Origin of the sequence: Ferrimonas sp. YFM (assembly GCF_030296015.1) — a bacterium.
GTDB lineage: Bacteria > Pseudomonadota > Gammaproteobacteria > Enterobacterales > Shewanellaceae > Ferrimonas.
This window is the reverse complement of record NZ_AP027368.1, coordinates 386465-406890: the sequence shown is the minus strand read 5'-3', so window position 1 is coordinate 406890 and position 20426 is coordinate 386465. Positions and strand designations below refer to the sequence as shown.

Below are 20426 nucleotides of genomic sequence, written 5' to 3'. Positions count from 1 at the left end.
ACGAGGAGATTTGTCATCATGCGCATAGGACCCTATCAACTGGAAAACCGGCTGATCGTGGCTCCCATGGCCGGGGTAACGGATCTCCCCTTCCGCACACTGTGTCGCCGATTAGGCGCTGGTTTAGCCGTGTCTGAGATGTTGTCTTCCAATCCCAAAGTCTGGGATTCGGACAAGTCCCGTTCGCGGATGGACCACGGTGGTGAAGACGGAATTCGTTCAGTACAGATCGCCGGCGCTGAGCCCGAGTTAATGGCCCAGGCGGCGCGCTTCAATGTGGAGCGTGGTGCCCAGATCATCGACATCAACATGGGCTGTCCGGCAAAAAAAGTGAATAAGAAGATGGCTGGGTCCGCGCTGATGCGGGAACCGGACCGGGTGAAGCAGATACTGGACGCGGTGGTCAACGCCGTGGACGTACCGGTCACCCTGAAGATCCGCACCGGTTGGGATCCAGAGCATCGAAACGGCATCGAGATTGCCCAGATTGCCGAACAACATGGGATCGCCTCCCTCGCCGTGCATGGCCGTACCCGGCAGTGCATGTACAAGGGTGAGGCGGAATACGACACCATTGCTGCCATCAAGCAGTCGGTGTCCATCCCGGTTGTCGCCAATGGGGATATCGACAGCCCAGAGAAAGCGCGTCATGTCCTGGAGGTTACCCAGGCGGATGCGATCATGATTGGTCGAGCCGCCCAGGGACAGCCATGGCTGTTTCGGGAAATTGAGCACTTTCTTCGTACCGGCACCAAGCTAGCGGCCCCGAGCCAGGAAGAGATTCGGGGCATCATGCTGGAGCACCTGGACACCCTGCACCGTTTCTACGGCGAAGAGCGTGGTCTTCGCATCGCTCGGAAACATGTGGGTTGGTACCTGACGCACCAGCAGCAGGATTCGGTACGACGCGAGTTTAATCGTTTGGAAAGTGCCACAGCGCAACTCGAAGCGTTGACGCGCTATTTTGACCAGGTTTAACAATTTAATTAAGAGCAAGGCAGTATGTTTGATCAGCAGAACTCCCATCCAGAAGCACAACTGACCGTAGGCCAGATCGAAACCCCTAACGGCACCGTGAAGCCTCAGCTGTTACGCGACTCCGTGAAGCGCGCCGTAAGTAACTACTTTGCTCAGCTGGACGGCCAGGAAGCTTCTGAAGTGTACGAGATGGTCCTGTGCGAAGTGGAACAGCCCCTGCTGGACATCATCATGCAGTACACCCGTGGTAACCAGACCCGTGCTGCCAACATCATGGGCATCAACCGCGGTACTCTGCGCAAGAAGCTGAAGAAGTACGGCATGAACTAAGAGCTCTGCTCTAAAGTTTTAAAATTCAAACCCTTAGCTCTCTGAGCTAAGGGTTTTTTTCGTTCTATGTCCCCCAAAAAGTACCCCCGCACTCTCCATTCTCCCGGACATTGGCAGGCGCAGCGCCCCCGGCCTGAACTGTTTTTTCGCCAACTCGGCGAATGCTTTACATTGTAAATGGCTGATCTCTCACACGAAGGGACGGTAGTCGCCACTGTCGGCCACCCGGTGCCATCGGTATTCTGTAGGCGTCTGGGCAGCAGTCAAGGGAGTGATAGGTCCAGACAACCTCTCCCCTTTTTTTGCTGCCCAACGGACAGTTCCTGATATCCCTGCGGGAGGTACGTCATGTCGACGCTCCGGGACCAGCAAGCCAACTCCTCTCTCTGGCCCTTGCTGACCAATGTGGCTCAACTGTTGCTTTTGCCGTTTTCGGCACTGGTGCTGGTGGTCGCCCTGGAGAGCCTGACTCATCCCCCCGCTCTGTTTCAAGGAGACTTCTCGGCCTATTCCGGAGACAGCAAGGCCCAGGTGGTTATCTATAACGCCAGCTGGTGTCCAGCAAGCAGGGAGATCCACTCACTTCTTGCAAACCGGGCGGTGAATTTTGAGGAGCGTGATCTGGCGGCCAGCTCAAACTGGTTCGAAGGACACGTACCCCTGGGTTGTGACAGCGTACCCATCCTCCTCATTGGCGACACCTTGATCTATGGCAACAAGCCAAAGCTGATAGAGCAGCAGCTGGCAAAAGAGAATGTTTTACCTTAAGGGTGCAGCACAACCCCAGTCTGCACCTTTTTTCCTTTCTTCCCGCTCCCGCTTCCCCAACGATTACCGCTATACTATCGCCGTTGATTTAACAGGACAGAGACTGATGAGTGAGCAACTGCCCCTGATGCCGGGGTGTGATTTCGTCGAGCTGTATAAAGTGCTGAAGGTTCAGGGCTGGGTCGGTTCCGGCAGCGATGCCAAGCTGGTGATCAGCGAAGGCATGGTCGAGGTGAACGACGAGCTGGAAACCCGCAAACGGCGCAAACTGGTGGCCGGCGACCGGGTCAGCTTCAATGGCGAGACGGTCACCATCGCTCCGCCCCAGGAGGGCGCCAAACCCAAGGCCCAGGCCAAGAGCAGTGCCCCCAAGAAGCGGGCCCGCCCCTCCATCGAGTTTTAACCAAAGAGAGAACCCATGACATTTCCCTCCGATCCCACCGGCGAACTGCTGGAACTGATGCAGGGCGAAGGCATCGATCTGAGCCAGCCCTATATGCTGGACTTCTACGTGCTGTTTGCCGACGAGGAGCAGGGCCGCAAGGCGGCCGAGCGGGTGCAGAAGGAGTACCCGGGCTGTGGCCTCTACCTGAACTACAATGAGGCCGCCAAGGAGTGGGAGCTGCGCCTGGTAACCGAGATGGTGCCCGAGCATGGCCCCATCTGCGAAATTGAGAAGACCCTGACCGCCCTGTGTAAGAAGTACAAGGGCAAGAGCGACGGCTGGGGCATGCTGGAGCCTGAGGACGACGACGTCGACGACGGCCTGGAGTAACAGACAGTTCGCCTGCCATAAGAAAAACGCGCCTTTCGGCGCGTTTTTTTATTCCTCTGAGCTGGGCTTCTTCGGAATGAAGGGCAGCTCGCCGGCGTCCTTGAGCACGAAGGCGGTCTTGCGCTTCTTCTTGGGCGCGGCAGACTTCTTCGGCGCCGCCTTCTTCGGGCCACCCTTGTCGCCCTTGCTGACGCTCTTGGCCTTGGGCTTGGGCTTGAACCCCTTGAACTTGGCTTCCATCCCCTCCAGGGCCTCGAAGCTCAGGCTCTGCCCCAGGAAGCGCTGCAAGTCTTCCGCCGCCTTCCAGTCCTTGGGTCCCACCAGGGAGTAGGCTTCGCCGGTGGCGCCGGCGCGGCCGGTGCGGCCACTGCGGTGGATGTACTCTTCGGAGTGCTTGGGCAGGTCGAAGTTGATCACCATGGACACCTGGCTGATGTCCAGGCCACGGCTGGCCAGATCGGTGGTCACCAGGATCTGCGCCTTGCCGGCGGCAAACTCATCCATGATGCGGTTGCGGGCCGACTGGCTGAGATCCCCGGACAGGGCCAGGGTGGTGTAGCCCTGCTCCGCCAGCAGTTGAGCCAGACGGTCGGTGTCTGCCCGGGTGGCGGTAAACAGCATCGCCTGATTGAACGGCTTCTCCTCAAGCAGCTTCATCAGCTGAGCCTGCTTGTGGTCCAGGTGATCCGACAGGATAAAGGTGTGGCGGATGTTGGCGTGCATCTGCTGTTCGGCATCGATGCGCACCCGGGCCGGGGCACTGAGCAGATCCTGGCCAAACTCGCTGACCACCGCACTGTCCAGGGTGGCGGAGAACATCAGGGTCTGACGACGACGGTGATCCGCCGCCTTGTGAATGGCGTTGAGCTGATCGGCGAAGCCCAGATCCAGCATCCGATCCGCCTCATCCAGGATCAGCAGTTCCAGGCCGTTGAGGTAGAGGTGGCCGTGCTCCAGGTGATCCGCCAGGCGGCCCGGGGTGGCGATGACGAAATGGGGGTCTTTCGCCAGGTCTTTGCTCTGCTGGTTGAAGTCTTCGCCGCCGAGGATCAGCACACCCTTGATGCTGGTGTTGGAGATCAGGCTGCGCAGTTGACCGTAGACCTGCTTGGCCAGTTCGCGGGTGGGAGCCAGCACCACCACCCGTGGGTCGCGCTTGCTCAGGGCCTTCTGCTTCATCACTCTCTGAACCGCAGGCAGCAGGTAGGCCAGGGTCTTACCGGATCCCGTCTTGGAGGACGCCAGCAGGTCCTTGCCGGCGATGGCGACCGGAATGGCCTGCTGCTGAATGTCAGTGGCCTGCGGGAAGCCCTGGTGATCCATGCGCTCAACCAATCGCTTGTCGAGACCCAGTTCAGAAAATTGCAAAGGTGATACTCCAACCCAAAAAATTCGAAGCGCACAGTATACACGAAACCGCCTGATTCCTCTCCAGGCGGCAATTTTTCGACACCTTCGGCGGCAGGGAGGGCGTCAATGGGATGAGGCAGCGAGCTAACTCATTGAGCCCTATAAAACATCCACTAGTGGCACCACGCCTGCTTCGGCTGAGGGTCGAAGTTGTAGACCCGGAGCGGCCCTGCTAACCTGCTGTGTCCCCAACCGAGGTTAGTACTGATGTCCCTGGAATCTTTGATCATTCTTCTGCCGCTGTTCGGCGGCTATCTGGTGCCGATAAAGAGTCGCAGCCTGCTGGCGCGCATCGACCGGATACTCAGTGGCATCGTCTATCTGATCCTGGCCCTGATGGGCCTCTCTCTGGCCCAGGTGGACAACCTGGCGTCGGAGCTGGGCACCATAGGGCTGTTGCTTTCCACCCTGATCGTTCTGACCCTGGGCCTGAACCTGGCGGCCCTGCCCCTGGTGGACAAGCGCTGGCCCCTGGCGCTGGATCTGGGGGAGAGTAAGCAGCCCCTGGGCAAGCTGGTGATGGAATCGCTGAAGCTGGCGCTGGTGGTGGCCGGCGGGGTGCTGGTGGGGCTGGTGGTGACCCTGCCCCACAGCCTGATTGAACAGACCGCTAATGGCGCCCTGATGGTGCTACTGGCGCTCATCGGCATCCAGCTCAGAGGCTCCAACCTGGGACTGCGCAGCATCCTACTCAACCCCAGGGGACTGGCCATCGCCGCCCTGGTCGCCGTCACCTCCCTGGCCGCCGGCGCCCTGACCGCGGTAATTCACGGCCTGCCGCTGCTGCACGGGGTGATTCTCGCCTCCGGCTTTGGCTGGTACTCCCTGTCCGGGATTCTGATCACCGATGGCCTGGGGCCGGTGCTGGGATCGGTGGCCTTCCTGGCGGATCTCAGCCGGGAGCTGATCGCCATCGTGCTGATCCCGGCCCTGATGCGGATCTCCCCCGCCGGTGCCATCGGCTACGGCGGCGCCACCGCCATGGATTTCACCCTGCCGGTGCTGCAGCAGACCGGGGGACCCAAGGTGGTGCCGGTGGCCATTGTCTCCGGCTTTTTGCTGAGCCTGGCCACCCCGATCCTGATCCCCTTCCTGCTCTCTCTCGGGTAACTACAGCCGGGTCAGGCGGAACACCAGTTCATCCAGTCGTTCCACCCCTTTGTTGAGGAACCTGGGGTTGTCCGCCAGCACGTCGATGCGCTCCAGCAACTCGACCTTGAACAGCCCGTCACTCAACGCCAAAACCTGCTGCTCGCTGACGGAGAACGGAGGGCCGGACAGCTGCTGCTGAGGGTAATCCAGGGTGATCAGCAGCCCCTGGGTGCCTGGGGCCAGCATGTCGGCGAGTTTCTGCCAATAGTCGGCACGCATCGCCTCGGGCAGGGCGATCAGTGCCGCCCTGTCGTAGAAGGCGCTCAGCGGAGCCAGTTGCTCCCTGTCCAGCTGGAACAGGTCGCCCTGCCACAGCTCATAGGCGCCGGCACTGAAGCGTTTCAGGGGAGGGCGAGGGTCGATCTGCGGTGACAGGCCGCGCTCGTCGAAGAAACTGGAGACCGCCAGTTCACTGAGCTCACAGCCCACCACGGTTTCGCCGTGTTCCGCCAGCCAGATCATATCCAGAGATTTCCCGCACAGGGGAACGAAGATGCGCCCACTTTGGTGGTCGATGCTCGACCAGTGGGACTTAAGGAAGGGGTTAATTTCGTCCTGATGAAAGCCGATAAGCTGGTTTTCCCACTTATCGTGCCAGAATGATGCGTCCATAAAGTGCCAATCCTGCTCTGTCCAGGCTTGGCACCTTACCTGCTCACCGGAAGAATGTCATTACCACTCTTTGGACAGGACCACCCTCACGCGCTCCAGCCATTTGCAGTTGTCGCAACTGCAGGCGCGGCGAGACAGGTGGGCGGGGGTCAGCTGAGCCTCAACGTAATCACAAGCCAGGGTCAGCTCACGGCGAAACTCCTTCATGGATTTCCGCTCAACAGCGACCAGCTCGTCGTTATGATTCAGCCACTTGCACTCCATGCCCTGATGGCAATAGATGCATCTCTCATCCACCGGATTATAGAATACCGCGTGAGGACAGAAGCGCACATCCATGTTGTCGCGCATCTTGTTGCGCGGATAATTTAACAACTCAACCAGTTCGGCGACTGTGGGTGCGGCGGCAGCCTCGGCCATCTCTCTGTCTCCCATGTTACAATGCGGATCCAATAATCACATAAACCGCCCCGAAACCCTTGATTTTGATCAAGGTAATGAACGCTTTTCTATGGCGGTAACCGGGCTTAACAGGAAAGAAAAGTCCGACTTTACCCAGTGATCACCAGCAAAGCTGTGAAATACAGGGAGTTCCATGAAAGACACGGCGCCGCTACACCATTTTTACATCGCTGAAGAGCAGTCGATCTATCTTCTGAAACATGACGATGCTCAAAAGCTGAAGCAGTGGCTGAGGCTGTGTGAAAAGCAGTTGGCCAGGCTGGGTTACCGGCAGATCCGCTTCGTCGGCAAAGGGGTGTACGGCTTTGTGTTCGCCGGCCGCCACCCCACCGAGGGGGAGCAGGTATTCAAGTTCTCCCGCATCACCCTGCCGGTGCATCTGCAGGCGCGGCTGGAGGAGGAGGCCTGGATGCTGGACCAGGTCAGCCACCCCAACATCCCCAGGCTGATCCGCTACCAGCAGCTGAAGCTGCAGGGGATCATGGTGATGAGCCTGGCCCCAGGCCGGGATCTCGCTCAGCTGGCGCTGCGCTGCGGTCCCCTGCCCCTGACCTGGCTGGCCGCCATCGCCCGCCAGCTGGCAGAGCTGCTGCGTTACCTGCGCCAGGATCTGTCCCGCCCCATAGTCCACGGCGACATCAAGCCCTCCAACCTGGTGTTCGATCCTCTGTCCCAGACCCTGTCTCTGATCGACTGGGGCTCGGCGGTGTTCGCCCAGCAGGACGCCGATGGCGAACCCATCGCCGCCACCGGCCTGGGAGTGGGCGGTGAGCCCCTGCACAGCAACGCCCGCATGGGGGATCTCTACTTCATCGGCGCCGACCAGCTGGCCGGGCGCCCCTCCTCCCCCAGATTCGATGAACAGGGGGTGGCGGGCACCCTCTATGCCCTGGCCTCGGGCCTGCCCAGCCGCTTCGGCCGCAGCGTGCTGCCCGCCGCCAGCCTGGGGCTGCCCAAGGCCTTCGCCGACACCCTGGACGCCATGCTGAGTGACGACCCCAAGGTGCAGCGCCAGGGAGGCGACCACTTTATCCGGCGCCTGACCCAGGGGCCGGCCTGGCAACCACCGGTGATGGCCGAACCCAGCCTCACCCCCACCCTGCCGGTGTGGGTGCACCAGTTTGGCCAGGGGATCGACACCGTGGCCTACAGCTCGCGCAAATCCTTCCTGCAGCAGCATCAGGGGGACGCGCCCCTGCCCAGCGGCGACATCCAGATAGACCGCTACTACCGGGACTATCTGATGGGGATGGGGGATGTGGAGAAAGCCTTTGTCACCGCTGTGGGGCGATTGGGGGAGTTTCCCATCCTCGGGGGCCTGGCCCTGCACTGGCACGGCGCCGGGGTGGCCATCGACTCCAGCCTCAACCTGTTTGACCCCACCCTTAAGGCCCCCTTCACCCATGCGGTCAACAATCTGGTGAAGCTGGCCCAGACCATTCCCCATCAGGGGGTGTTCAAAGCCTGTTTCTTCAACGCCCGCGACACCCTGCACCTCGAGCGGGAGACGCCACAGCAGGGGTTTGTGCCCTCACAGGAGCAGCGGATCCGCTTCGATCTGTCCGATGTGCCCGAGCTGGAGGACAAGACGCGGCTGCACAGCTATTTCGAGGATGGCCAGGACCCGGACGAGAACCTGCGCCTGCCCGAGGGGATCATGACCGCCCTGGCGGAGCTCAACACCATCCACCACACCGGCTGCATCATCTTCGAGGTGTTGCCCACCCACATGAAACTGCACTCCTACCTGCGCCTGCTGGATCCGGAGCGGGAAGCGGAATTTCGCGACTGCCTGGGGCGGATTCTGGCCCAGGTGCCTCAGATCCGCGACCAGGGGATCTCCGGCTTCATGAAACTGCCCTATAAGAACACCCGCCACTTCGTCCACCGGCAGCGTCACCCGGATCACTACCTGATGCCGCCACGACGATCTCTGGAAAGTGCCGGTTCGGGCCGGGGCGTCTAGAAGTACAGTTTCCGTACAGTGGTTGGCTTTTATACTGGGGCCACCTTAAAACCCATGGACGCCCAGATGGTCTCTCTGGCTGAGTCCCGTGGATGTTATCCGGCAGCCCTGCCCGGTCGCTGCCTAAGGAGTGACCCAGTGAAAGCGATCTATCTTCTCCCCCTGCTGGCCCTTGGCGGCTGTGCCTACAACCAGGCGCCCATAGTGGACCTCAATGGCAAGGATCAGGCCCAGTATGAACAGGACTACGCCTACTGCCAGGAGTATGCCCTCAAGGTGGATAAGGGCGAGGCCGCCAAGGTGGGGGCCGCCAACAGTGCCGCCGTGGGCGCCGGGGGAGGTGCGGTGGTCGGCGCCATTGAGAATGGTCTGGAGGGCGCCCTGATTGGGGCCGCCGTCGGCGCCGCGGCCGGTGGGGCCTATGGCGCCGCCGAGGGCAGCGTCAGAGCCACCGAAACCCAGGCCCTGGTGCTGAGAAACTGCCTGAAGGAGAAGGGGTACAAGGTCTACGACGTGGCCAACTGACCCCAGTCCGACACAAAAAAACGACGCCCTTGGGCGTCGTTTTTTATTGGCTCACCTTCGGGCTCTAGAGGCCGAGAATGGTGGTGGCAAAGCCGAAGTAGATCAGCACCCCGGTGGCGTCCACTATGGTGGTCACCAGGGGACCGGAGGCGGTCGCCGGGTCCAGCTTCACCCGGCTGAGGATGAAGGGCAGGCACAGGCCAATCAGCGAGCCAGCCATCACCACAGACACCATGGCAAAGGCCACCACCCAGGCAATCTCCACCCCGCCACGGAACCAGCCCAGGGCGAACACCGCCACCGCCATGGTCAGCCCCAGGGCACCGGCCACCAGGAACTCCCGCCCCAGTACCTTGGCCCAGTCCTTCATCGCCACCTCGCCGGTGGCCAGGGCCCGCACCATCAGAGCCGCCGACTGAGAGCCGGCGTTGCCGCCGCTGCCCACCAGCAGGGGCATAAAGAACACCAGGGCCACGTACTTGGCGATGGTGTCCTCGAAATAGGCGATGCCCGCCCCGGAGAGCAGGCTGCCGAACACCAGCAGCACCAGCCAGAACACCCGCTTGCGGTACAGCTCCCAGCCGGTTACCTGGTTCATGGGCGCGTCCAGCTTGGCCACCGACGCACTCTTCTGGGCATCCTCTGTGGCCTCTTCCACCGCCGCGTCCATGGCGTCATCGTAGGTGACGATGCCCACCAGGCGATCTTCGCCATCCAGCACCGGCAGGGCCAGCAGGTCGTAGTGTCGAATCTTCTTGGCCACCACCTCCTGGTCCTCGTCCACCCGGGTGTGCACCACCTCGGTCCGCATCAGGTCCTCCACCAGACGGTCGGGATTGGCCAGGATCAGCTCCCGCAGGGACAGGGTCCCCATCAGGTGGCGGTTGGCGTCAATCACATAGGTCTGGTAGATGGTCTCCTTGTCCGGGGCTTCCAGGCGCAGCTTCTTCAGCGCCTTGCGCACCGGCCAGTGGCCACGCAGGGTGGCGTAGTCCGAGGTCATCAATGCCCCGGCGGTCTCCTCCGGGTAGCTGGCCAACCGGCGCACGTCTTCCCGCTCCGCCTGGGCCAGGCCGGGCAGCAGGGTGTGCTGGTCCTCTTCACTGAGGCGGTTGAACAGGTCGGCCCGCTCATCCGCTTCCATCTGCGAGAACAGCGCCGCCAGATCGTTGCGGCTCATCTCCCGGGCGATCTCCGCCTGGGCATGGGGGGTGAGGTAACCGAACAGCACCGCGTGGTCCGGCAGGGACAGCAGGGACAGGAAGTGCACCGCCTGCTGGGCAGTGAACTCACAGATCGCTTCAGCAATGTCCGCCGGGTGGGCAAGCTCCAGTGTCGCCCGGGCAGACTGTTTGTCGCCGGCGATCACTGCGGTTTCCAGGGTGGCAAAAAGGGTGTCTTTTTGCATGCTTCATCTCCATTGGCCACGAAGCATGCATGAGGAGGGAGGGATCCCTATCAGCGGCGGGCTTCGGTGCCGTCAATCAGCTTTGTATTCGAGTCTTTAGTGATGTCCCAACTGGGACTACTCGTGCTAGGGTCCATTTTGATCCACTCAAAAAATTTGGCGCGCCGATTGTAGGGCTAATTCCCTGTCAACTCAAGGCAGTATATTCAACGAATGCCTCTGGAGGCGCGCAACTGCCGTTTTAACCAGCCATGGATGCGACTGACCAGCTCATCGTGGTCCTCCCCTTCATGGTAGTTGAGGTAGCTACGCCACTGACGGTAGTTGGTTTTATTGCTGCGTTTGGCCTGGCGCTTGCGGTCCTGCCGATCCGCCAGGGCCAGGGGATGATCCCAGTCGGAGACCACGTCCAGCACCGCCGACGGCAGGTCCACCAGGAACTGACCCAGGGCGGGTTCCGCGGTCTGATAGCCACCGATCATCACCAGGGCCCGGGGCGTCAGCCAGCTTTGTTCGGCCATGCGGCTGGCCAGGGTGCCGGCGGTGGCCCCCTCCACCAGCCAGACACTCTCCGGATCCGGGGCGGTCTCGGGCAGGGCATCGACGCGACGCACCTGCCAGCCATACTCGGGTAACTGGGTCTCCAGGGCGGTGGCCAGGGCGGCGAAACCCGGGGCGCCCTGGGGGGCCACCAGCAATACCTCGCCCAGGGTGCCGGCGGTGTGGCTGGGGGTCAGGCGCTCGGCGGCCTGCAGGACAGGATGAACGACAATCAACAGAATCAGCAGAGTTCGTAACAACATGGGGCATTTTGGACATACAACTTGACCCACACTGTACCACCCTGTGACAACTAGCCCCACCCCCTTGTCATCGGCCCAAGGGGCTTTACAATACATATAGGTGTACGTTTTTCCGACAGATGAAAAAGATAGGACGGAATATGAATCAGTTCTCCAGCGGCATTGCAGGTTGGCAACACAGGTTCCGCATCATCAAGCCCTCAGGCTTCAGCCTGATCTTGCTGCTGCTGATGGTGCCGCTGCTGCTGCTGATGCTGCCCCTGGTGCTGTTGGCCAGCCTGGTGTTCTGGGCCATGAATGCGGTGTGGCGCTACCAGCGCCCCGGGCGAACCGGCTCCCACAGAGACACAGACGTGGATCATGCCTCCGGGGTGATCATCGAAGGCGAAGTGGTCGAGCGGCGGGATTAACCGCCTGCCCGTGAGAAAAAAAGGCTGCCCATTGGCAGCCTTTTTCGTTGTTATTCCGGGGTGACCACTATCATCCGCAGGGCATCCAGATGCACCTGGGCCCGGCCCAGGTGGGCACTGACCAGGCTGATCTGCTCACGCACCGCATCCAGTTCGCTGTCGCGGATGTTGGGGTTGACCCGTTTCAGGGCTTCCAGGCGGCTCAGCTCGCCACCCAGCTGACGGGTCATCTCCTGCTCCGCCTCGGCCACCAGACCACTCAGTTGAGCCTGGGCCAGCTCGTCACCCTGCTTGATCAGCCCATGGAGCAGCGCCTGGCTGGCACTCACCAGCTTGGTGGCGGTGTGACGGTTCAGCGGGGTCAGCTGACGGTTGAAGCTGTCGAAGCTGACGTTGGCCGCCAGATCCTTGCCGGTCTTGTCCAGCAGCACCCGCACCGGGGTGGGGGGCAGGAAGCGACCGATCTGCACCTCGCTGGGGGCCACCGCCTCCACCAGGAAGATCATCTCCAGGAACAGGGTGCCGGCGGGCAGGGCCTTGTTCTTCAGCAGCGCCACGTTGGTGCTGCCGGTGTCGCTGGAGGTCACCAGATCGATGCCGGAGGCCACCAGAGGGTGGGCCGGGGTCAGGAACTGGAAATCCTCCCGAGACAGGGCGGTGTCACGGTCGAAGGTGACCGACAGGCCATCTTCCGGCAAGCCAGGATAGCTGGGGAACAGCATCTGCTCCGTGGGCTGCAGCACCACGGCGTTCTCCCCCTTGTCGTCCTGGGCCACGCCAATCACGTCCCACAGCTTCAGCATGAAGCTGATGAAATCGGTGTCTTCGTCCGCTTCCTCCAGGGCAGTGACCAGGGCATCGGCCGCCGCGCCGCCGTGGGAGTTGAGCTCCAGCAGCTTGTCGCGGCCCGCTTCCGCCTTGGCCTTGTGCTCGGCGTTGCGCTCGGCGGTGGCCTGAATCAGGGCGCCCAGCGCTTGTTCATCCTGCTCACCGGAGAGCAGCTCCAGCATCTGTTCGCCAAACTCGCCGTGGAGCAGGTGACCGCTGGGGCAGGTCTCGGTGAAGGCACTCATCCCCTCGTGGTACCAGCGCAGCAGGGCGTACTGGGCGGTGCCTTCGATGTAGGGCACGTGGATCTGCACCGTGCTGGTCTGGCCGATGCGGTCCAGACGACCGATGCGCTGCTCCAGCAGGTCCGGGTTCAGGGGCAGGTCGAACATGATCAGCTGATGGGCAAACTGGAAGTTGCGACCCTCGGAACCGATCTCGGAACAGATCAGCACCTGGGCGCCGCCCTCCTGCTGGGCGAAGAAGGCGGCGGCCTTGTCGCGCTCCAGGATGGACATCCCCTCGTGGAACACCGACGCCAGGATCCCCTCACGGGTGCGCATCGCCTCCTCCAGCTGCAGGGCGGTGGCCGCCTTGGAGGTGATCACCAGCACCTTCTTGCTGCGGTTGGCCTTGAGGAACTCCATCATCCACTCGACACGGGGGTCGAACTGCCACCAGCTGGTGGTGCCGTTGGCCCCTTCGAACTCCTGGTAGAGCTTCTCAGGATAGAGCTGGTTCATCAACTTCTGGTTGGCGGTGCCGCCCCCCAGCATGGAGTTCACCCGCATGGCGGTGGCGTACTGCTTGGGCATCGCCATGGGGTGCAGGTTCAGTTCACGCCCCTGGAAACCGGAGACGCCGCTGCGGGTGTTGCGGAACAGCACCCGGCTGGTGCCGTGACGGTCCAGCAGCTCCTTCACCAGGGCCTGACAGGCGGCGCTGCGCGCCTCATCCTCACCGCTCTGGATGGTGGTCAGCTCGCTGGAGATGTCGCTCTCCTTGAGCAGGGCGGCCAGGGCCTGCTGCTCGTCCTGGGACAGGGGGCGCTCCGCCAGCAGGGCGTCGGCGGCGTCGGCCACCTGCTGGTAGCTCTGCTCCTCCTGGGTGAAGGCGTCATAGTCGTAGAAACGATCCGGGTCCAGCAGACGCAGGCGGGCGAAGTGGCTCTGGTGGCCCAGCTGATCCGGGGTGGCGGTCAGCAGCAGCACGCCGGGAACCGCCTGTGCCAGCTGCTCCACCACCTGGTAGGCGCGGCTGGGGGCGGACTCACTCCACTCCAGGTGGTGGGCTTCATCCACCACCAGCAGATCCCACTCGGCCTCCAGGGCCTGCTGGAAACGGCTCTTCTTGCGCAGCAGGTCCAGTGAGCAGATCACCAGCTGTTCGGTTTCGAAGGGGTTGTCGCAATCGGCCAGGGCCTCGATGCAGCGCTCCTCATCGAACAGGGAGAAGCGCAGGCTGAAGCGGCGCAGCATCTCCACCAGCCACTGGTGCTGCAGGGTCTCGGGCACCAGGATCAGCACCCGCTGCGCCTTACCGGAGAGCAGCTGCTGATGCAGGATGTGGCCCGCCTCAATGGTCTTACCCAGGCCCACTTCGTCCGCCAGCAGCACCCGCGGCCCATGGCGGCGGCCCACTTCGTTGGCGATGTAGAGCTGGTGGGGGATCAGGCCGGCACGGGGGCCCTGCAGGGCACGCAGGGGATTTTTCAGCATGGCGTGGCGCTGACGCTGGCTCAGGTAACGGGTAACGAAGTACTCCATGCGGTCGACCTGACCGGCGAACAGCCTGTCCTGCGGCTTGTTGAAGCGGATCTGGTGATCCAGCATGGTCTCGCGCAGGGTGTCGTTGTCACCGGTGTCGCCACGGACGCCCTCGTAGGAGAGCAGACCATCCCTGTCGTGTACCGCTTCCACCTCCAGGGTCCATCCCTCGTGGCTGGTGATGGTGTCGCCGGGATTGAACACCACCCTGGTCAGCGGGGCGTCCTCCCTGGCGAACATGCGGTTGTCTCCGGTAGCGGGGAACAGCACCGTGACCATACGCCCTTCGATGGCGACCACGGTACCCAGGCCCAGGTCAGATTCAGCGTCGCTGATCCAACGTTGTCCGAGAGCAAATGACATGGATGAATTGACTCCTAATTATTTCGGCTAGTGGGCTGAAAAGGGGGCGTATGTTACCGGAAGAGGCCCGGTGATTCACCCTCAAATTGTACTGGTCAAATCGCCGCCCATCTGCCATGTTAGGGTTGAAGCTGTCATAGAACTGTTATCTGTCGAGCCTAGCCTAAATTCCATACGACATAGTGGAGGTGCCATGGGTTTAGAGAACAAAAGACGCTTTGTGCTGGATACCAACGTATTGCTGCACGAACCCCTCGCCATATACTCATTCAAAGAACACGACGTGGTCATTCCCATGACCGTCCTCGAAGAACTCGACCAAATCAAAGACCGCCGTAAAGACGTCAGCCGAGACGCCCGTGTCGCCATCCGCACCCTGGAAGATTGCCTGAGCGACGCCTCCCCGGAACAGATTCTCAAGGGGGTGCCCCTCAACCACCCCAACGCACCAGAAGAGGAGCTGGGCACCCTGTCCATCTTCCCCGACCACCAGATCACCTTCACCAACCCCGTGGCCCTGCCCGGCGACAACAACGACAACCTGATCATCAACTCCGCCCTCTACCTGCAGCAGAGTGGCAACGACGAGATAGTCCTGGTCACCAAGGACATCAACATGCGCCTCAAGGCCAAGGGGGCCGGCCTGGAGAAGGTGGAGGACTACCGCACCGATCAGCTGGTGGACGACATCCAGTTCCTGGCCAAGGGCTTTGCCGAACTTAAAGGTAGCCTGTGGGAGCGGATTAAGGAGGTCACCAGTGAACAGTTTGGCCGGGAGGTGTACCACACCCTGCCCAGAGAGGCCCTGGAGGAGGAATCTCTCTATCTCAACCAGTACCTGATCGACGACACCAAGGATTTCTGCGGCCAGGTGAAATCGGTCAACGACCGCCAGGTGGTGCTGCGGGATCTCGGCCAGGACAGGCTGATGAGCTACCACGCCTGGGGCATCAGCCCCAAGAACATCTATCAGGGGATGGCGCTGCAGGCGCTGATGGACCCGGAGATCGACATGGTGATCCTCACCGGCCCCGCCGGATCCGGTAAGACCCTGCTCTCCCTGGCTGCCGCCCTGGAGCAGGTGGTGGAGCAGCGGCTATACGACAAGGTGATCGTCACCCGCAACACCCCGGAGATCGCCGAGTCCATCGGCTTTTTGCCCGGCACCGAGGAGGAGAAGATGGCCCCCTGGCTGGCGGCGGTCACCGACACCCTGGAGGTGTTGCACAAACAGGATGAGAGCCCCGCAGGCAGCCTGCAATACATCATGGACAAGGCCAACATCCAGTTTAAGTCCATCAACTTCATGCGCGGCCGCTCCATCCAGAACGCCTTCGTCCTGCTGGATGAGTGCCAGAACCTGACCCCGTCTCAGCTTAAGACCATCATCACCCGCATGGGCGAAGGCACCAAACTGGTCTGCTCCGGCAACCTGGCGCAGATCGACTCCAACTACCTGACCGCGGTGACCTCGGGGCTCACCTATGTGGTCGAACGCTTCAAGATGTTCGAGGGCAGCGCCAACGTCTACCTCAATGGCGTGGTGCGCTCGCGGCTGGCCAAGTTTGCCGAACAGGAGATGTAACGGCAGTCACTCTGGATGGCGCCTGTATGATGCAGGCGCCTCAGCTTCCTTCTAGAAGATCAATAACCCTCACCTCTGTTACACTGGTGCCTTCTCAGCAAGTTCGCATCTGGAAAAGCGCACAGTGAAGACGCCGATTCTCAACAACTACAACAAAGCCGTGTTCTACACCTACCTGGGGGTGGTGGTGCTCTCCCTGTTGGTGGCGGCCGGCGTATTCACCAAGCAGAAGGAGCAGCTGCTGGATGAGAAGGTGGAACAGGTGACCCAGCACTCCCACCAGGTGGAGCTGCTGCTGGACGCCAGCATCCGGGCGGTGCAGGCGCTGCAGGAGTTCACCGCCATCCACATGCGCAACTCCGACGCTACCCAGCTGAACCAGATCTCCTCCCACAACCAGTTTATCCTCGAGGGAGAGCGCTTCTCCCTGCGACCCGACTACCGCAACGCCCGGCACACCTTTGCCGAGAAGGGCCACATCTCCGGTGAGGGGCCACTGGATGGTCGCTCCCCCCTGTTCTACCGGGAGCTGGACACCCTGTATCAGATGTCCCTGAGCATGCCGGTGACCAAGCAGATGGCCCCCAAGAGTGCCAACATCTACTACCTGTCCAAGCAGCACATGATGTCCATCTACCCCTGGCCGGGGCCTGACCATCAGTTTGAGCCCCAGATGCTGGAGAACCCCTTGTTCGACATGGCGGGGCCGGAGCTCAATCCGGAACGCAAGGTGTTCTGGTCCGACGCTCACCGCACCACGGACGACAAGCTGGCCACCACGGTGGGGATTCCTGTGTACGTCGGGGACACCTTCCTGTCCGCCATCTACATGGAGCTGAAGCTGTCCACCCTGACCGAGCAGATCGAGCGCTACTTCGACCTGCCCGGCACCGTGCTGCTGCTGGACCGGGCCAACAACGTGCTCTCCTACCCGGACATGCACCTGGACGAGCTGCCCCGCACCTATCACCTCAGTCAGCGGATCCCCGCCCAGTTGCACAATGTGCCCCTGGATCAGCTGCTGGACGACAGCAAGGCCAGGCTGATCAACGGCTACTATGTGCGGGCGGTGAAGCTGAGCAACGCCCCCTGGTCCCTGCTCTACCTGCAGCCTGAGCAGGAGGTGGTGGCGGACGCCTGGGAGAAGCTGGAGTCCACCTTCCTGATGGTGATCATCGCCCTCTCCCTGCTGGTGACCGTGGTCCACTGGCTGACCCGGCGCGCCTTCGTCAGCCCGGCGTCCAAGCTGCTGAACCACCTGGAGGATTGCGCCCATCAGCCCACGCCGCCGCCGGAGCGGGTGGTCCAGGGCTGGGAGCCCTGGTTTGAGCTGATCTCCCGCACCTTCGAAGAGAACCAGCAGTACACCCAACACCTGGCGGCCCAGAACCGGCGCCTGGACAAGCTGGTGGCCAAGCGCACCGCCCGATTGCGGGAAGCCAACGAACGCCGTGAGCGGGACTTCTCCCTGATGCGCTCGCTGATCGACGCCATGCCCGAAGCGATCATGTTCAAGGACGTGGAGGGGCGGATCCTCGGCTGCAACCGCTCCGCCGAGACCCTGATGGGTCACAAGGAGAGCGAGCTGCTGGGGCTGACGGTCAACGACATCCTCGGCGGCGACGAAGGCAAGCGCATCGCCGAAGAGAACGCCCGCATCCTGCGGGACCGGGTGCCCCTGCGCTATCGCGAACAGAGCGAGCACAACGGCCGCACCCTGCTGATGGACATCCTCAAACTGCCCTTCTACAACGGCCGCGGCGAACTGCTGGGGCTGATCATCGTCTGGCGCGACGTCACCCGTGAGTCGGAGCAGCAGGAGAAGCTGAAGCAGTCCGAGGAGCGTTACCACCTGGCCATGGACTCGGTGGAAGATGGAGTGTGGGACTGGTATCTGGACGCCAACCAGCTGATCTGCAACCCGGCCTACTACACCATGCTGGGCTATCAGCCCGGCGAATTCCCGCTGCTGATCGAAACCTACTACCGGCTGATGCACCCGGACGACCGCCAGCGGGTGGAGAGCTACATCGACGCCTACCTGGATGACTCCAGCACCCCGTTCAACATCGAGTTCCGGATGAAGGGCAAGGATGACCACTACCGCTGGATTCTCTCCCGGGGCAGCCTGGTGGAGCGGGATGAAGAGGGCGAACCCAAGCGTCTGCTGGGCACCCACAAGGACATCACCCAGCAGAAAGAGCACGAGGTTATCCTGCTGGAAGCCAAGCAGGATGCGGAGCTGGCCAACGTCACCAAGAGTGAATTTTTGGCCAACATGAGTCACGAGATCCGCACGCCGATGAACGCCATCATCGGCATGATGCACCTGGCCCTGCGCACCGAGCTCAATCCCAAGCAGAAGGATTACCTGGAGAAGGCCAAGTACAGCGCCGAGTCATTGCTGAGGATCATCAACGACATCCTCGACTTCTCCAAGATCGAGGCGGGCAAGCTGGAGCTGGAGCAGACCCGCTTCAGCCTGGACCAGGTGCTGGAGCACGCGGTCAGCCTCAACGCCATCAAGGCCCAGGAGAAGGGGGTGGACCTGCAGCTGTTCTCCTCGGTCAGTGCCAACCTGCACCTGATTGGCGATCCCCTGCGACTGGGGCAGGTGCTGATCAACCTGCTCTCCAACGCGGTGAAGTTCACCGAGAACGGCGAGGTGGAACTGGGCTGTGAGGATCTCAAGGAGCACAATGGCCGCATCCGTCTTAAGTTCTGGGTGCGGGATACCGGCATCGGCATCGAGGAGGAGAAGCAGAAGCACCTGTTTGACGCCTTCAACCAGGCGGACGGCTCCACCACCCGCCGTTTCGGTGGCACCGGCCTGGGCCTCTCCATCAGCAAGCACCTGGTGAACCTGATGGGCGGCGACCTGTCGGTACGCAGCACCCCAGGCCAGGGCTCCACCTTCAGCTTTACCATCGACGCCAAACGGGTGGAACAGCCTCCCCAGGACACCCGGCTGCGGGCCCCCCATGGCGGTCAGTTCACCGCCCTGGTGGTGGACGACAACCCCACCGCCCTGCAGATCTACTCCACCTACCTGCGCGGCTTCCAGTTCAATGTGGAGCTGGCCCAGAACGGTCAGCAGGCGGTCACCAGCCTGACCAAACAGGCACCGGACCTGCTGCTGCTGGACTGGATGATGCCGGACATGGATGGCATCGAGGTGGTGAAGCGGATCGACGAGATGGTGGCGGACGGCACCCTGGAGAAGCGTCCCATCATACTGATCATGACCGCCTACACCGGCAGTTCCCTTACCGCCCTGGTGGAGGATGGCCGCATCGACGCGGTGCTGCAAAAGCCGTTTGACGCCTCCTACCTCTATGACCAGCTGGCCCTGACCCTGGGTCCGGATGACACCAGCCGACCCAAGGTCGAAGAGGAGAAGGAGGACACGCCGGAGACCCAGGCCCACATCCTGCTGGTGGAGGACAACCTGATCAACCAGCAGGTGGCCACCGAACTGCTCAAGAGCGCCGGCTACCGGGTGACCGTGGCGGAAAACGGCCAGATCGCCGTGGACCTGGCCAAGGCGGAACCCTTCGACCTGGTGCTGATGGACATCCAGATGCCGGTGATGGACGGCCTCACCGCCACCAAGACCATACGTCAGTTCGCCGACGCCCAGACCCTGCCGGTGATCGCCATGACCGCCCACGCCATGACCGGCGACCGGGAGAAGAGTCTGGCGGCGGGCATGAACGACCACATCACCAAGCCGATCATCCTGCCGGAGCTGTTCGCCACAGTGAAGCGCTGGCTGGGTGAAGAGGTGCGGGGATGAAGCAGCAGCCCGACACCGCGTCGGCCAAGGTGAAAACCTACCGACGCGCGCCCCTGACCCGCTACCTGCTGATTGGCCTGGGCACCCTGTGCGCCGGCCTGGGGTTGGTGGGGATGTTCCTGCCGCTGCTGCCCACAGTGCCCTTCCTGCTGCTGGCGGCCGCCTGTTTCAGCCGCTCATCCGCGCGAATGCAGGCCTGGCTGTTCAACCACAGGCTGCTGGGGCCGGTGATACGCAACTACCTTGAGCGGCGCGGGCTGACCCTGCGCCAGCTCTTGGGCAGCCTGGTGAGCATCTGGGTAGGCATGGGCATCGCCATCTACCTGGCGCCGGTGCCCGCGGTACAGATCCTGCTGGCCACCATAGGTCTGGGGGTCTCCATCCATCTGGCCCGATTGCCGAGACTCACCGACTGACCCCTCAGAACAGTGACTCGGATCACGCGCTCCGGATTCCCGGAGAGCCTCCCCTTGATCTCACCCAATTAAA

At 62.0% G+C, this 20426-nt stretch carries 17 protein-coding genes and 1 pseudogene; 12 read left to right on the top strand and 6 right to left on the bottom strand.

Annotated elements, in window-relative coordinates; translation table 11 throughout:
* Nucleotides 1–18 precede the first annotated feature (18 nt).
* The 5 genes and pseudogenes from dusB (at nucleotide 19) to QUE41_RS01995 (ending at nucleotide 2851) form a co-directional block, all read left to right on the top strand.
* Nucleotides 19–978, top strand: coding sequence for a tRNA dihydrouridine synthase DusB (gene dusB / locus QUE41_RS02015; protein ID WP_286341302.1), 960 nt, complete (start codon nucleotides 19–21; stop codon nucleotides 976–978).
* Between the two features lie 24 nt (nucleotides 979–1002).
* On the top strand, nucleotides 1003–1308 hold the full coding sequence (gene fis, locus QUE41_RS02010; protein ID WP_028109733.1) for a DNA-binding transcriptional regulator Fis: 306 nt from the start codon (nucleotides 1003–1005) through the stop codon (nucleotides 1306–1308).
* A 348-nt stretch (nucleotides 1309–1656) separates the two neighbouring features.
* Nucleotides 1657–2076, top strand: a complete 420-nt coding sequence (locus QUE41_RS02005; protein ID WP_286341301.1) for a glutaredoxin family protein — start codon at nucleotides 1657–1659, stop codon at nucleotides 2074–2076.
* Between the two features lie 106 nt (nucleotides 2077–2182).
* Nucleotides 2183–2392, top strand: a pseudogene (locus QUE41_RS02000) (RNA-binding S4 domain-containing protein); the annotation flags it as partial.
* Nucleotides 2393–2494: 102 nt separating this feature from the next.
* Nucleotides 2495–2851 carry a ribonuclease E inhibitor RraB gene (locus QUE41_RS01995; protein ID WP_286341300.1) on the top strand — a complete coding sequence of 119 codons (357 nt, stop codon included), beginning with the start codon at nucleotides 2495–2497 and terminating at the stop codon, nucleotides 2849–2851.
* A gap of 48 nt (nucleotides 2852–2899) precedes the next feature.
* Here QUE41_RS01995 and QUE41_RS01990 read toward each other — a convergent pair whose 3' ends face one another.
* Nucleotides 2900–4219: a DEAD/DEAH box helicase gene (locus QUE41_RS01990; RefSeq protein ID WP_286341299.1), complete on the bottom strand. Its 1320-nt coding sequence runs from the start codon at nucleotides 4217–4219 to the stop codon at nucleotides 2900–2902.
* Nucleotides 4220–4468: 249 nt separating this feature from the next.
* On the opposite strand from QUE41_RS01990, the gene QUE41_RS01985 reads away from it, so the two are divergent.
* Nucleotides 4469–5371 (top strand): LysO family transporter, encoded by a 903-nt coding sequence (locus QUE41_RS01985; protein ID WP_286341298.1) that lies wholly within the window; start codon nucleotides 4469–4471, stop codon nucleotides 5369–5371.
* Here QUE41_RS01985 and QUE41_RS01980 read toward each other — a convergent pair whose 3' ends face one another.
* Nucleotides 5372–6025, bottom strand: a complete 654-nt coding sequence (locus tag QUE41_RS01980; protein ID WP_286341297.1) for a thiopurine S-methyltransferase — start codon at nucleotides 6023–6025, stop codon at nucleotides 5372–5374.
* 60 nt (nucleotides 6026–6085) lie between these two features.
* Nucleotides 6086–6445 (bottom strand): hypothetical protein, encoded by a 360-nt coding sequence (locus QUE41_RS01975; RefSeq protein ID WP_028109727.1) that lies wholly within the window; start codon nucleotides 6443–6445, stop codon nucleotides 6086–6088.
* Between the two features lie 175 nt (nucleotides 6446–6620).
* Here QUE41_RS01975 and QUE41_RS01970 point away from each other — a divergent pair, with 175 nt between their 5' ends.
* Nucleotides 6621–8453: a serine/threonine protein kinase gene (locus QUE41_RS01970; protein WP_286341296.1), complete on the top strand. Its 1833-nt coding sequence runs from the start codon at nucleotides 6621–6623 to the stop codon at nucleotides 8451–8453.
* A 138-nt stretch (nucleotides 8454–8591) separates the two neighbouring features.
* The gene (locus tag QUE41_RS01965) at nucleotides 8592–8978 is read left to right on the top strand and encodes a glycine zipper family protein (protein WP_286341295.1); all 387 of its coding nucleotides are present in this window, start codon (nucleotides 8592–8594) and stop codon (nucleotides 8976–8978) included.
* A 64-nt stretch (nucleotides 8979–9042) separates the two neighbouring features.
* Here the strand turns inward: QUE41_RS01965 and mgtE are convergent, their stop codons facing one another.
* Together mgtE and QUE41_RS01955 are read right to left on the bottom strand one after the other, a co-directional pair.
* Complete coding sequence (mgtE, locus tag QUE41_RS01960) at nucleotides 9043–10386, bottom strand: magnesium transporter (RefSeq protein ID WP_286341294.1); 1344 nt, start codon at nucleotides 10384–10386, stop codon at nucleotides 9043–9045.
* Nucleotides 10387–10592: 206 nt separating this feature from the next.
* Complete coding sequence (locus tag QUE41_RS01955) at nucleotides 10593–11189, bottom strand: DUF3530 family protein (protein ID WP_286341293.1); 597 nt, start codon at nucleotides 11187–11189, stop codon at nucleotides 10593–10595.
* A gap of 140 nt (nucleotides 11190–11329) precedes the next feature.
* On the opposite strand from QUE41_RS01955, the gene QUE41_RS01950 reads away from it, so the two are divergent.
* Nucleotides 11330–11599, top strand: a complete 270-nt coding sequence (locus QUE41_RS01950) for a hypothetical protein (RefSeq protein WP_286341292.1) — start codon at nucleotides 11330–11332, stop codon at nucleotides 11597–11599.
* A 50-nt stretch (nucleotides 11600–11649) separates the two neighbouring features.
* On the opposite strand, the gene rapA is transcribed toward QUE41_RS01950, so the two are convergent.
* Nucleotides 11650–14556 (bottom strand): RNA polymerase-associated protein RapA, encoded by a 2907-nt coding sequence (gene rapA, locus QUE41_RS01945; RefSeq protein WP_286341291.1) that lies wholly within the window; start codon nucleotides 14554–14556, stop codon nucleotides 11650–11652.
* A gap of 193 nt (nucleotides 14557–14749) precedes the next feature.
* Here rapA and QUE41_RS01940 point away from each other — a divergent pair, with 193 nt between their 5' ends.
* The 3 genes from QUE41_RS01940 to QUE41_RS01930 all read left to right on the top strand — a co-directional run bounded on the left by QUE41_RS01940 (nucleotide 14750) and on the right by QUE41_RS01930 (nucleotide 20353).
* Nucleotides 14750–16141 carry a PhoH family protein gene (locus QUE41_RS01940; protein ID WP_286341290.1) on the top strand — a complete coding sequence of 464 codons (1392 nt, stop codon included), beginning with the start codon at nucleotides 14750–14752 and terminating at the stop codon, nucleotides 16139–16141.
* Between the two features lie 124 nt (nucleotides 16142–16265).
* On the top strand, nucleotides 16266–19937 hold the full coding sequence (locus tag QUE41_RS01935; protein ID WP_286341289.1) for a response regulator: 3672 nt from the start codon (nucleotides 16266–16268) through the stop codon (nucleotides 19935–19937).
* Nucleotides 19934–20353 (top strand): YbaN family protein, encoded by a 420-nt coding sequence (locus QUE41_RS01930; protein ID WP_286341288.1) that lies wholly within the window; start codon nucleotides 19934–19936, stop codon nucleotides 20351–20353. The genes QUE41_RS01935 and QUE41_RS01930 overlap by 4 nt, the downstream gene beginning before the upstream one ends.
* The last annotated feature ends 73 nt before the right edge of the window (nucleotides 20354–20426 follow it).

Bases quoted from the DNA above. Each gene is read 5' to 3' on its own strand.
- dusB (WP_286341302.1), top strand. From the start codon at position 19: ATGCGCATAGGACCCTATCAACTGGAAAACCGGCTGATCGTGGCTCCC.
- QUE41_RS01930 (WP_286341288.1), top strand. From the start codon at position 19,934: ATGAAGCAGCAGCCCGACACCGCGTCGGCCAAGGTGAAAACCTACCGA.
- QUE41_RS02005 (WP_286341301.1), top strand. From the start codon at position 1,657: ATGTCGACGCTCCGGGACCAGCAAGCCAACTCCTCTCTCTGGCCCTTG.
- QUE41_RS01970 (WP_286341296.1), top strand. From the start codon at position 6,621: ATGAAAGACACGGCGCCGCTACACCATTTTTACATCGCTGAAGAGCAG.
- fis (WP_028109733.1), top strand. From the start codon at position 1,003: ATGTTTGATCAGCAGAACTCCCATCCAGAAGCACAACTGACCGTAGGC.
- QUE41_RS01940 (WP_286341290.1), top strand. From the start codon at position 14,750: ATGGGTTTAGAGAACAAAAGACGCTTTGTGCTGGATACCAACGTATTG.
- QUE41_RS01980 (WP_286341297.1), bottom strand. From the start codon at position 6,025: ATGGACGCATCATTCTGGCACGATAAGTGGGAAAACCAGCTTATCGGC.
- rapA (WP_286341291.1), bottom strand. From the start codon at position 14,556: ATGTCATTTGCTCTCGGACAACGTTGGATCAGCGACGCTGAATCTGAC.
- QUE41_RS01955 (WP_286341293.1), bottom strand. From the start codon at position 11,189: ATGTTGTTACGAACTCTGCTGATTCTGTTGATTGTCGTTCATCCTGTC.
- QUE41_RS01975 (WP_028109727.1), bottom strand. From the start codon at position 6,445: ATGGCCGAGGCTGCCGCCGCACCCACAGTCGCCGAACTGGTTGAGTTG.
- QUE41_RS01985 (WP_286341298.1), top strand. From the start codon at position 4,469: ATGTCCCTGGAATCTTTGATCATTCTTCTGCCGCTGTTCGGCGGCTAT.
- QUE41_RS01950 (WP_286341292.1), top strand. From the start codon at position 11,330: ATGAATCAGTTCTCCAGCGGCATTGCAGGTTGGCAACACAGGTTCCGC.
- mgtE (WP_286341294.1), bottom strand. From the start codon at position 10,386: ATGCAAAAAGACACCCTTTTTGCCACCCTGGAAACCGCAGTGATCGCC.
- QUE41_RS01995 (WP_286341300.1), top strand. From the start codon at position 2,495: ATGACATTTCCCTCCGATCCCACCGGCGAACTGCTGGAACTGATGCAG.